The sequence below is a fragment of the Streptomyces sp. NPDC005899 genome (assembly GCF_040629645.1).
GTDB lineage: Bacteria > Actinomycetota > Actinomycetes > Streptomycetales > Streptomycetaceae > Streptomyces.
On the sequence record NZ_JBEXWB010000017.1, the window covers coordinates 36,032 to 47,255 of the forward strand.

Sequence of the window (11,224 nt, forward strand, 5' to 3'; positions counted from 1 at the left end):
CACGGAGCCAGCGGCTCCTGTACTCCTGCACTCATGTGCAGGAGTTACGTTCATCAGAATGCCCAACTCCTGTACATGAGTCAACCCGCCGCGATCGAATTCTGTGCGGCGGGTCACGATGGTGGGTCTTCCGTCAGTCCCCCGCCGGGATGCGGTAGTCGAGAACGAACTGGTCAGCGGCCATGATGGTGTCGCACACCTCCACTACGCGGCCTGCTTCAGATTCTGCGCTCCGAGTCAGATGGATGACCGGCGAGCCGGGGCTGAGAGTGAGCGCTCCGACCTCTTGCTTCGTGGCGAGTCGCGCACGAACCGTCTCCGTGAACTCTTTGAGCGTGTGTCCGTGGTCTTCCAAGCGGGCGTAGATGCCCCCGGGGCCCGGGTTTTCCGCGAGGAGTTCCGGAATGTCCTCGGCGATGTCCCACGGCAGATAGGACGTCGCCTCTTCGGTCGGTGTGCCGTTGCTGAAGTACAGGCGACGTCGAGCGAGGACCTTGGTGCCGGCAGCGATGTTCAATCGCTCCGCGATGTCCTCCGGAGCATCCGAAGGGCCGATGTACAGGACCGTGACGCCCGGTGTCTTACCGGCCTGCTCGCTCTCCGCGATGTATGCGGCCTTGCCAGCCCTGCGATGCGACCGACGGAAGCGATCCGAGGACTTCCGGCGTACCGGTGGCTGACTCTTCACGAACGAGCCCTTGCCGTGCAATGTGTCGATCAGGCCCGTAGGCCTTAGCTCTGCCACGGCCTTTCGGGCGGTGCCCTGGGACACGGAGTAGCGAGCCATCAGCTCTGACTCACTAGGCACCTTGCTGCCGGGGGCCAGCACTCCGGTCCTGATCTGCTGTGCGAGGTCTTCCGCGATCTGTAGGTACCGTGGCTTGCCAGAGTCCCTAGAGGCTGTAATCCCCATGTTCTTCGATTCTCCTATGCTCATATACATGAGTAACGCTACCCAGGAAGGTGCGTCAATGTCGCAGCACTCGGTGTCGGTAGCCGGCGTCGTCGTGCGGGAGGACGGCCGTGTCCTCGTGATTAGGCGAGCCGACAACGGTGCGTGGGAGGCGCCCGGTGGTGTCCTCGAACTGGACGAGCGTCCCGAGGACGGAGCCCGCAGGGAGGTTCTGGAAGAGACCGGAATCAAGGTCGACGCAGTGCGTCTCACTGGCGTGTACAAGAACATGGCCAGGGGGGTCGTGGCCCTGGTGTTCCTGTGCCGCCCGGTGGGAGGACAGGAGCGGACATCTGACGAGTCGACCGCCGTGCGTTGGTTCGATCGTGGAGAGGTAGAGGCCCACATGGTCGAGGCGTACGCGGTCCGCGTGCTTGACGCCCTCGACAGCCAAACCCCCCCGGTGCGTGCCCATGACGGACGACGGGTGCTCGGCGGGTTGGCCAGTCCGTGACTCTGGCGGTATCGGAAGCCTGCCTATCCTCCCTGCCTCGGGCGTAGTGTTCGAGGATGGCCATGGGAGACCGGCAGCGCCGCGACGGGGCTGCGAAACGCGTCCAGTTGACCAGCGGCGATCACGGCGGCCCGAAGGACAAGAAGGCCCGTAAGCCGCGAGCGGCGAAGCCTGATGGGGCTCAACGGAGGGCTGCCGCTGCGAGGGAGTGGAAGAGGTTGTTCGCGCGCCTGGATGAGGTACAGCAACGAGAAGCCCGGCGACAAGAGCGCCCGAAGTAAGGCAACTTCCCTCCTAGTGTCGCCGGGTGATGACGGCAGTGGTTGACGGCAACGTCCCCGCATGACTGCGTATCCCAGAGGGCTCGGGCAGCAGTGCGTGCCGGTACGAGAGCCCGCGAAGCCACGGCTGCACACTCGGTCGGTCGAACTCCTAAAGCGGGTGTCGCAGGTTCGAATCCTGCCGGGGGCACCAGTGCAGAAGGGGCCCACCTCCGCATTCTCGGAGGTGGGCCCCTTCTGACATCCACGTCCGACATCAACGCGGGCCCCTGTGCGGCCGCCTCATCTCCGTATCGCCGGTGAATGAACTACGGCGGCGGCTCGCGGAGCGCGTGTGGGAGCCAGGAGAGCGCCTGCCCTCCCGCACCCAGATCGGCCAGGAGCGCGGCGTTGGCGAGGACATCGTCCGCAGGGCTCAGGAGCTGCTGATCTCCCGGGAGCCGTACGACCCCGCCGGCACCCTCGTCGTCCTCCCCGAGGGCGGGCCGTACGCTGAGCATGCGTTGTGAGCCACATGGCCGCGATCGGCACGACGGTCAGCCGCGCCGTGGAGCACCCGGACCCGAGGCAGGCGACCGCCGAAGAGGCGTCTTCGCTCGGCGTCCAGGAGGCTGCTTGGGTCACGCGCATCCGGCGGACGCATGACAGCGACGACGGTCGCCCCGCGGAGGCCGGGGACATCGTGGTGCCCTCGGCTCACTGCGAGATCGCCTACGGGGCTCCGATCAGCTACGGGTCTCCGATCAGCCGATGACAACTGCGCCATGCGTGAAGGGAGAGGTGGATGGGTCGCCGCAGAGGTACGCGTAAGGACACCGCAGTCGTGACCGCGACGGTGCGTGAGTGGAGCGACGAGGAGGGCTGGGGCGTCCTCGACTCGCCCGAGACTCGCGGAGGATGCTTCGGCCACTACGCCGAGATCCAGGCGCCCGGCTTCCGCACGCTGTCGCCCGGGCAACTGGTCGATCTCACCTGGGAAGCGCCCGGCTTCAAGCAGGACGGGTACGACTACCGGGCGGTGAGCATCGTTCCCCGGTCCGCCTGACGTTCACGGCTGGCATCGGCAAGATCGGACGTCGGCAGCCAGCCAGGCCCTCGGACGACCTTCGGATCAGCCGACGACAGCACCAGGGGCGGGCGCGGGTCGAACTCCTGAAGCGGTGCTCACCCTCTGCACCGCTCAGGACGAGGGTGTGAAGCCGGCTGACTGGTCGAGGTGAAACGCGGAGCCCGGAGCCGTCGGGGTCCAGCCCTCACGCAGGGCAAGCCGAACAGCCGCGGCGACACCGGATGGCACTACAGGCTCAGCCGCGCGACCGAGCCAGTTGTTCGGATGAGGCTGGTCGGTGGTGACCACGAGTGGCATACCTGGGTTATCCGCGTGCTCGACCGCGAACGTGCACGGCGACCACGTGAGGCCCTGAAAGTACGTCGGTCTGCCTCGCAGCCGCCAGCGGTAGACGACCCCGTCGACGACGATCCGTCGTGATCCCTTGCGGACCAGCGCCATCACTCCCCCTTCAACAGCGACGGTGCCGGCGGGCCAGGCCCGCCATCCGTCTGTCTCGGTTTCCGTGGCATTCAGCGGCGTTCACGGCCGTTCGGGCAGGACCGAAGCCGGTGGCCGCGCCCTGGTGCTTGCCGACGGCGACCCGGTCGCTCTCCTCCTCGCCTGTCGCATATTGCCTCGCTGGACGGCCACCGCCTCCGTATGGTCTGCGCCGGGACGAGGTCGGACAACGGCACGGGCTGTGCGGGGAGCTGGGGGACGGTGAGCAGGAGACGCTACGTGGCCAGGGGGGGTGCCGGGGGGCTACCGCGTCTGGGACAACCGAGGCCGTCGATGGTGGGGCGATCTCTACGAGTTCTGCCCGGACGGCCTCCTGGCCGAGCTGAACGGTCAGGCGGACCCGGCTCGGATCACCACGTTGATGAAGCACTACCGGGCGCGGAAGCGGTAGGCGCCACCGATTCGCGGACGACGACGGCGGGCACCGAAGCGCACCGGATCGAGCGGCGAACCGCGGTGAACGCAACGGGCCCCGGCGACACCTCGACTCAACCGTTCACACAGGTCAGCACCAGAACTAGTCGCAGACGCTCACAGCTTCCCAGGCTGATACTGCCAACGGAGCCATCGAGTCACGGAGTCACGGAGTCAGCAGGGCATGAAGCCTTGCCCCGTGCCCTCGCAAGGCAGAACCAGCTGGATCTCAGGTAGAACCGGCCGGCTTCCAGGCGGCCCACTGATCGCGCACTACGAGCGCGCCCCGACGGCGACGGCCCGGTCGGATGAGCAGCGACACCCGCATCCCCTATGTCCTGCGTCACACCGCAGGCGCGGGAACTCGCGCGCCTCTCGCACCGACTCCTGTACGTGCACCTCACCGTCCCCACCGGTCCACGCATGAGGAAGAGTCGATGACCGAGACCACGCCTGCCGCGTCACCGCCGCTCCGGCGACGCACGACCGAAGAGCCCTCCGTCGAGAAGACCGTCGACGAGAGCGCGTCCGCCGAAAGCACGCCCGTCGAAGACACCTCCGTCGAGGCGGCCGCCACCCGACAGAACGGCACCGACCGGGCCGCCGCCCAACAGACCGTTTGGGAAGAGGACTTCGCCACACCCGCGCCGAGAAGCGGCGGGGGTGCCTGGAGTGGGCTGCGGCCCCTCCTGCTGCGCCTGCACTTCTACGCGGGCGTCCTCATCGGGCCGTTCCTGCTCGTCGCCGCCGTGACCGGGCTGCTCTACACGGCGACCCCGCAGATCGAGTCCGTCCTCTACCACCACGAGCTGAAGGTCACGCCGCACGGCGATCCCAAGCCGCTCGCCGTCCAGGTGAACTCCGCCCGCGAGGCGGTACCCGGCGGGCGACTCGTCTCCGTGACCATGGGCGCCGGGGACAACGACACGACCCGGGTCACCTTCGAGGTCGAGGGGCTGCCCGAGGGCTACACGCAGACCGCCTTCGTCGATCCGTACGACGCCGAAGTGCACGGCACGCTGCGCACCTTCGGCGAGTGGCTGCCCGTGCGGTCCTGGTTCGACAGCCTGCACCGCACGCTGCACCTCGGGGAGTTCGGCCGCTACTACAGCGAGATAGCCGCCAGCTGGCTGTGGGTCGAGGTACTCGGCGGGCTCGCCCTGTGGCTCGGGGCGCCGCGCGGCCGGGAGCGGCTGCGCGCACTGTTCGTGCCTCGCCGGGGCAGGAAGGGACGCAAGCGTGTGCTGTCCTGGCACGGGGCCGTGGGGTTGTGGGTGGCGGCCGGGTTCCTCGCGCTCTCGGCGACCGGGCTGACGTGGTCGGCGTACGCGGGCGTGAACATCGGCAGGATCCAGGACGCGCTGGGCGGGGCGACGCCCTCCGTATCCTCGTCCCTCGGCAGCACCACACAGGGGAGCGGCTCGGTGGGGGGCGGCCCCTCCGCCGGCTCCCCCACCGCACGGGTCGATCTCGACGACGCCGTCCGCATCGCCCGCTCCGAGGGTCTGCGCGGCAAGCTCGTCATCAGCCCGCCCCCGGACGGCAGAAGCGCGTACGTCGTCGAGGAGAACACCCGGCACTGGCCGGAGCAGCAGGACTCGGTCGCGATCGACCCGGCCACCGGCAGGGTCCTGGACAAGCTGGTCTTCGACGACTTCCCCCTCCTCGCCAAGCTCACGCGCTGGGGCATCGACGCCCACATGGGCCTGCTCTTCGGCCTCGCCAACCAGATCGCCCTCGCGGTCATCGCCCTCGCGCTCATCGCCATGCTCCTCTGGGGCTATCGCATGTGGTGGCTGCGCAGGCCCACCCGGGCAGGCGGGACGCGACCCGGACGTCCCCCGGCGCGGGGGGCCTGGCGCCGGGTGCCGGGCAGGGTCATGGCGCCGCTCGTCGTCGTGACCGCCGTCCTCGCCTACTTCCTGCCGCTGTTCGGGCTGCCTCTGGCCTGCTTCCTGCTCGCGGACCCGGCGGTCGCGCAGGTACGCCGACGCGGGCGCGCGCGCACGGAAGCGCGAGCCGGGTCACCCGAGGAGGTGGCCCGATGATCGCCGCCACCGGGTTGCGCTGGATTCTGACCCTGCTCTTCTGCGCGCTCGCCGCCTACGGTCTGTGGCGCGCCGTCGTGGCCCGCTCCCACCCGTGGACCGCACGGCTCGCGCACGGTCTGCACGCGGTGATGGCCCTCGCCATGTTCGCGATGGCCTGGGCCTGGGGCATGGACCTGCCCGGTACGCCGCAGGTGGTGTTCTTCTCCGCCGCCGCTGCCTGGTTCGTGCTGGCCGCCCTCGCTCTGCCGAACCGCCCCGAGCCTCGGGTCCACGCCCTCGCGCGCTCACTGTCGCATGCCGTGATGACCGGCGCGATGGCGTGGATGGTCGCCGCGATGTCGTCGGGCATGTCCATGGGAGCGACGGACGCGGGTCAGGCACACGACATGCCCGGGATGGACATGTCGGCGCCGGGAGCACTCGCGACGATGACGCTCAGCGGCACCGCCGACCGCTGGAGCGCGGGTCTGCTCGCACTCGTCCTCCTGGCCCTCGCCCTGTGGTGGCTCGCGGAGGGCTTCGACACGGGCCGCCTCGCACCACGCTCGACGGACTCCACGCCCCCGGGCGGCACGACCTCGGGCAGCACGGCGCACGCCGCCCGGGACGCGGGATGTCACGGGCTGATGGCGCTGGGCATGGCGGTGATGTTCCTCGTCATGGTGTGAGCAGCCGGTCCGATCCGGCTGAACGAGCCTCCATCGACGTGACGGCACGGCCGAAGCGGACGTGGCGGCCCGGCGACGAGGTCTCCTTCACGCTCCGTTTCACCCACGGAACGCCTGTGCGGATCCAGGCGGTCGTCGTGCGGCCCGGCACGCTGACCGGCCGTCCGCCGCGGCCGTAGCGCCATGCCCCGCCCCACCGCGTGCCCCTCGCATATGCCGGTATTCCGCTGCCGCGTTCACGTGTCCGACATGGGCGGCAAGCCGGAAACGCCGCCATGTCGTTCGGCTTCCCGCGATGGGAGGATCAGGCGCCATGGAGGCGGGACCGGTCGGACGCGCGGTGAGGGCGGCGATGTTCGCCGTCGTCTCGGTCACGCTCGCCGCGACCGGACACGTCCTGATGTCCGAGGCCCCGCTTCCCGTCTGGGTGCCCGCCACCGGATTCCTCGCGCTCGCGGTCCCCGGTTGGTGGTTCGCGGCCCGCGAGCGCGGCCCCTGGCTCGTCACGGGCCTCGCCGTGGCGGCCCAGGTCGTGCTGCACCACGCTTTCTCGGCCGCACAGTCCGCCCTCGCGACCGTCGCGGGTACAGCCACGCGGACCGCCGCCGGAGCCGCCGCGCCACCGGCGGACGCCATGGCGGGCATGCAACACATGGCACATGTGGCGCACATGGCGCACCCGGACGACGCGGTCACCGGTGCCGCGATGACCGGCACGCAACGCCTGGCCGCCCTGGGCCACGCCTCCGCCATGGCCCCCTTGGACTCGACGGCCCATACGGGTCACGGCATGGCCGGGATGTCCTCGGCGGGCATGCTGGCCGCGCACGTCCTCGCCGCGTTCGTCTGCGGCGTGTGGATGGCCCGCGGCGAACGCGCCGCCTTCCAGACCCTGCGTGCGGTCGCGGGCCGGCTGCTCGCCCCTCTCGACCCTCTCCTGACCGCACCGCTGCCGGCCCGTCGCCCTCGCCTGCGCCCTCACCGGGGCCTGAGCGACCGGCTGTCACGGGGCCTGCGGTGCGCCCGCGCCCGGGACCGGCGCGGGCCGCCCGGGGTGCTCGCCGCGTCCTGAGGACGCGGCCGGCATCCGGAGGACGCGCGTCCCTGGCACACGACCGGTCGCCGACCGGCCCGCCGTCGTACCCGCGCCCGGCGGGAGTCCTCCGGCACACCCGGCCCGAAGGGCCCGGGTGCCCCGTTCACCGGAAACCCGGTTCCGTCCCGTACACCGCCGCGCGAGCTGTGCCTACGGCCCGTTGGCCCCGCGCCGTGCACGGACGCCCGGGTGCCGGACCGATCCGCGAAGGACACACCTGGCGATGAACACCCCCCTGCCCGCCCCGCGCGGGCCCCGGCGTGCGACCGCGCCACGCGGGCCACAGCGTGCGACCGCCCCGCGCGACAGGACGGCCGAGGACGCCGCCTCGACCGGCTGGGCACTCGCCGCCCGCGCCGGGGACCGCGAGGCCGCCGACGCCTTCGTACGGGCCCTGCACCGCGACGTCGTGCGGTACGTGGCCCATCTGTCCGCCGATCCGCAGGCCGCCGAGGACCTCGCGCAGGACACGTTCCTGCGTGCGCTGCGCACACTGCACCGCTTCGAGGGCCGCTCCACGGCCCGCACCTGGCTCCTCACCATCGCCCGCCGCACCGTCGTCGACGACTTCCGCAGGGCCGCCGCGCGCCCCCTGCTCGCCGACACCCACGACTGGCGCACGACCGTCGAACGCACCCAGCCGACGGGGCTGCCCGGCTTCGAGGAAGGCGTGGCGCTCCAGGACCTCCTGGCCGCGCTTCCCTACGACCGCCGGCAGGCCTTCGTCCTCACCCAACTGCTCGGGCTGTCCTACGCGGAGGCCGCCCGCGAGGCGGACTGCCCGGTCGGCACGGTCCGTTCCCGGGTGGCCCGCGCGCGTACCGCCATGACCGCGCAACTGGCACGCGACGAGGCGGAGGCCGTCACCCGGGCCGCCTGACGCGAGCCGGGGCCGCTTCCACGCCGGGGCGGCCCCGGCCGTCCGTGCGCGAGGGACACGCCCCTTCGGTAGTCGGCCGCGAACCGTGCGCGGTTCCCCGGTTACGCGCAGAGGTGACGCACCCGCCGCGGCGGTCCGGCGGCGCGTGCGTACGGGTATATCCGCCCCGTCCAAGGCCGCCACCGAGCGGGCGGCCCCGGCGGAAGGCGCCCCGATGACCGATGACCCCCACCTCCCGGACCTCACCTCCCTCGAACCCGTCGCCACGTTCTGCGGGAACTGCGACTGCGGCTGCCCCCAGCTCTTCATCGACCCCGCCGCGAGCGAGGACCGCCGCATCGTCCTCACGGACGACTTCGGCCAGCACGTCCAGATGAGCGCGACCCAGTTCGCCGACCTGGTCACCGAGGCGAAGGCCGGCAGGCTGGACGCGGTGGCTCCCGCCTGAGGAGCGGACCGGCCCGCGTGGAGCGGCGGCCGCGGAAGGAGGCGGCACGCCGCACCCCCGCTGTCCCCCGCTGTGCCCGGTCAACCGGTAGCCGGCGGGAACCACGGCCACCGGCGGGCAGGCGCACGAGGAGGGCCCCGACCGCACCCGGTCAGGGCTGTTCACCCGCGGTGGGTGCGGAAGGTGAACCACGGGTGGCATCGCTGCCGTGAGGCCTGTCAAGGCCGTCGTCGTGGGCCGGCCGCGCCGTGCGTCTCGGTGATGAGGGTCTGCACTTCCATGACCGCGTCGCGGAGGCGTCCTGGCTGTATGCCCTCCCGTGCCATCCATTCGTCGAGGCGGGGCCGCAGGTACGCGACCATCCGGTGCCCGTGCCGCCGCAGCACCGAGCGGGTGATCGAGACCTCTTCCTGGATCTCCCGGCGCAGCTCGTCGGTCCAGCCCTGCGCGCGGTCAGCTCGCTCCAGCGGGTCTTTCAGTGCGGCCACGGTCCTGTCCAGGGTCTCTGCCGGCTCCACGGTCCCCCCACCCTTTCGTACGGTCTGCCGTCGCTCTGCCGTCGCTCTGCTGTCGCTCTGCCGCCGGCCTTCCGGCGAGTTCGAGCCGCACGTCTCGGTCCGCGTCCCGCTCGGGTCCCTCCCCTGTGTCCCAGGTCGGGCACCCTGCGGCATCACGTGGGCCTGGTTACGCCTTGAGCGTCCTGCGGCCTGCCCGCCTCCCGGGCGCGGAGCCGTCCGTCGTCGAGGACCTCCCCGATCACGTGGCGGGCGGTCGACGCCATGACCGGGTTCGTGTTCCGGTACGACGAGAGTTCCATGAGCGCGATCGACAGGGCCCAGCCCCGGCCCCGCGCCCACGCCGCGCCGTCGGCCGCCGTCGCCACGCGGAAGGTGCGCCGTGCCGGGGCCGTGAGCAGGTACCAGCCGGCGATGAGGTCCACCGCCGGGTCGGCCACACCCGTGCAGCCGAAGTCGATGACGCCCGTCAGACGGCCGTCGGCCAGCAGGACGTTGCCCGGCTGCAGATCGCCGTGGACCCATGAGGAGGCCGTCGGGCCGGGGGCACGGAGGGCCTGCGTCCAGGCCGCGGTCACCGCCGCCGTGTCGACGATTCCTTCCAGCGTCGCCAGGGCGGCGCGGGTGGCCGCGTCCCGCGTGGCCAGCGGCTCGCTCCGGTAGGCGGGCGGGCCGTCCGTCACCTCGATCCCGCGCAGCGCGGCGAGCAACCGGGCGAGATCCGCGGCGAGTTCGGCCGTCCCTGTACCGGCGGCCGGGTTGCCGCCGTCCACCCAGCGGCAGACGGACCAGTCCCAGGGGTACTCGGCGGTGGGTGTGCCGTGTGCCAGCGGCTCCGGGATCGCGTACGGGAGGTGGGGGGGCGAGCCGGGGCAGCCAGTGGTGCTCCGTCGCCACGTCCTTCGATCCGCCTTCGCCGCGCGGCAGCCGCACGGCCATGTCCGCGCCCAGCCGGTGGACGGTGTTGACGGTGCCGTGGGAGTGGACGGGCTGGATCGGCAGGCCGGCCCATGCGGGGAACTGCGCGGCGAGCAGGCGGCGTACGAGCGCCTGATCGGCCGTCACCTCGTTGGCGTGCATCCGTCGATGCAAGCGGTACGGGTCCCGGGGGTCAAGGTGATTCGGTGGGCCCCGAGCCACCGCCGGACCGGTGTCGCGGTCGGCTGCGCGGGACCGCTGTCCCGCACGGTGACCCGAGACGGGCGGCTGCGCGGGACAAGGGGCTCCGAGGAGCCGCACCCGACCGGCCCGCGTGTCACCTTCGTGTCAACGGCACGATGCCTTCATCTGCGCCGCGGCGTGGTGGGCGCCCACCAGCTCCGTGTCGCCCCAGTCGCGGCCCCGGTCGAGCAGCCGCACGGCGAAGGTGCCGCCCTTGACCGGGTAGCTCCGGACGTCGACCGCCTCGCCCCGGTGGTCCCGTTGGCGCACGGCGAAGCCCGTGTAGGCGGAGTCCTCCTCCTGGGGGTCGGAGAGCACGCGGTAGACGGTCGGGGCCCCCGCCACATCACTGTCGCGGACGCTCTCCGGCACGAAGACGGTCAGCGCGCACTCGCGGAACCCCGCTCCGAGGTGCCACGACCAGACGGCGCTGCTCCCCCGGTCCTCGGACGGGAGCCCCGACATCGGGACGGCGCTGAACCGTCCGTCGCACGCGCCCCCCGCGAAGCCACCCGAAGGGACGGTGTACCAGCCCGCGTCCCCGTTCTCGAAGCGGCCGCGCTCCTCGTAGTCCCCCGTGGTGCAGCCGGGGCCCGCCCACGCGGTGTAGCGGTACCCGTCCTGTCCCCCGGAGGGGGCCGGGGCGCCGGGCGCCGGCGTCGCCCCGCTCCCGCCGTCTGCGGGGCCGATCCGGGTGGGGGCCCCGCCGCCGATCGGTGCCGGTACGGCGCCGG

Annotated in this window: 11 protein-coding genes and 3 pseudogenes; 9 read left to right on the top strand and 5 right to left on the bottom strand. The window is 71.8% G+C overall.

Going from position 1 to position 11,224, the window contains the following annotated elements:
- Positions 1 to 133: 133 nt before the first annotated feature.
- Positions 134 to 913, bottom strand: a complete 780-nt coding sequence (locus tag ABZ371_RS04320; protein WP_358673245.1) for a GntR family transcriptional regulator — start codon at positions 911 to 913, stop codon at positions 134 to 136.
- A 16-nt stretch (positions 914 to 929) separates the two neighbouring features.
- On the opposite strand from ABZ371_RS04320, the gene ABZ371_RS04325 reads away from it, so the two are divergent.
- From ABZ371_RS04325 to ABZ371_RS04335, 3 genes and pseudogenes are all read left to right on the top strand, one after another.
- The gene (locus tag ABZ371_RS04325) at positions 930 to 1,406 is read left to right on the top strand and encodes an NUDIX domain-containing protein (RefSeq protein ID WP_358673215.1); all 477 of its coding nucleotides are present in this window, start codon (positions 930 to 932) and stop codon (positions 1,404 to 1,406) included.
- A gap of 552 nt (positions 1,407 to 1,958) precedes the next feature.
- Positions 1,959 to 2,441, top strand: a pseudogene (locus ABZ371_RS04330) (UTRA domain-containing protein).
- Between the two features lie 30 nt (positions 2,442 to 2,471).
- Positions 2,472 to 2,732 (top strand): cold shock domain-containing protein, encoded by a 261-nt coding sequence (locus ABZ371_RS04335; protein ID WP_358673218.1) that lies wholly within the window; start codon positions 2,472 to 2,474, stop codon positions 2,730 to 2,732.
- A gap of 135 nt (positions 2,733 to 2,867) precedes the next feature.
- Here ABZ371_RS04335 and ABZ371_RS04340 read toward each other — a convergent pair whose 3' ends face one another.
- Positions 2,868 to 3,197, bottom strand: coding sequence for a hypothetical protein (locus ABZ371_RS04340; protein ID WP_358673221.1), 330 nt, complete (start codon positions 3,195 to 3,197; stop codon positions 2,868 to 2,870).
- 261 nt (positions 3,198 to 3,458) lie between these two features.
- Here ABZ371_RS04340 and ABZ371_RS04345 point away from each other — a divergent pair.
- The 6 genes and pseudogenes from ABZ371_RS04345 (at position 3,459) to ABZ371_RS04370 (ending at position 8,814) form a co-directional block, all read left to right on the top strand.
- Positions 3,459 to 3,648 (top strand): annotated as a pseudogene (locus ABZ371_RS04345) (hypothetical protein).
- Positions 3,649 to 4,108: 460 nt separating this feature from the next.
- On the top strand, positions 4,109 to 5,719 hold the full coding sequence (locus ABZ371_RS04350; RefSeq protein ID WP_358673224.1) for a PepSY-associated TM helix domain-containing protein: 1,611 nt from the start codon (positions 4,109 to 4,111) through the stop codon (positions 5,717 to 5,719).
- Positions 5,716 to 6,390, top strand: a complete 675-nt coding sequence (locus tag ABZ371_RS04355) for a DUF5134 domain-containing protein (RefSeq protein WP_358673227.1) — start codon at positions 5,716 to 5,718, stop codon at positions 6,388 to 6,390. The genes ABZ371_RS04350 and ABZ371_RS04355 overlap by 4 nt, the downstream gene beginning before the upstream one ends.
- 313 nt (positions 6,391 to 6,703) lie before the next feature.
- A complete protein-coding gene (locus tag ABZ371_RS04360; protein ID WP_358673230.1) occupies positions 6,704 to 7,462 on the top strand; it encodes a hypothetical protein in 759 nt (252 codons plus the stop codon).
- A 247-nt stretch (positions 7,463 to 7,709) separates the two neighbouring features.
- On the top strand, positions 7,710 to 8,366 hold the full coding sequence (locus ABZ371_RS04365; RefSeq protein WP_358673233.1) for a sigma-70 family RNA polymerase sigma factor: 657 nt from the start codon (positions 7,710 to 7,712) through the stop codon (positions 8,364 to 8,366).
- Positions 8,367 to 8,580: 214 nt separating this feature from the next.
- Complete coding sequence (locus ABZ371_RS04370) at positions 8,581 to 8,814, top strand: hypothetical protein (RefSeq protein WP_358673236.1); 234 nt, start codon at positions 8,581 to 8,583, stop codon at positions 8,812 to 8,814.
- A gap of 218 nt (positions 8,815 to 9,032) precedes the next feature.
- Here the strand turns inward: ABZ371_RS04370 and ABZ371_RS04375 are convergent, their stop codons facing one another.
- The 3 genes and pseudogenes from ABZ371_RS04375 to ABZ371_RS04385 form a co-directional block, all read right to left on the bottom strand.
- Entirely contained in the window at positions 9,033 to 9,332 is a 300-nt protein-coding gene (locus tag ABZ371_RS04375; RefSeq protein ID WP_358673239.1) for a hypothetical protein, read from the bottom strand.
- 152 nt (positions 9,333 to 9,484) lie between these two features.
- Positions 9,485 to 10,409 (bottom strand): annotated as a pseudogene (locus tag ABZ371_RS04380) (aminoglycoside phosphotransferase family protein).
- Positions 10,410 to 10,595: 186 nt separating this feature from the next.
- Positions 10,596 to 11,224 (bottom strand): adhesin (locus ABZ371_RS04385; protein ID WP_358673242.1); only part of this gene is annotated, 629 nt, incomplete at its 5' end.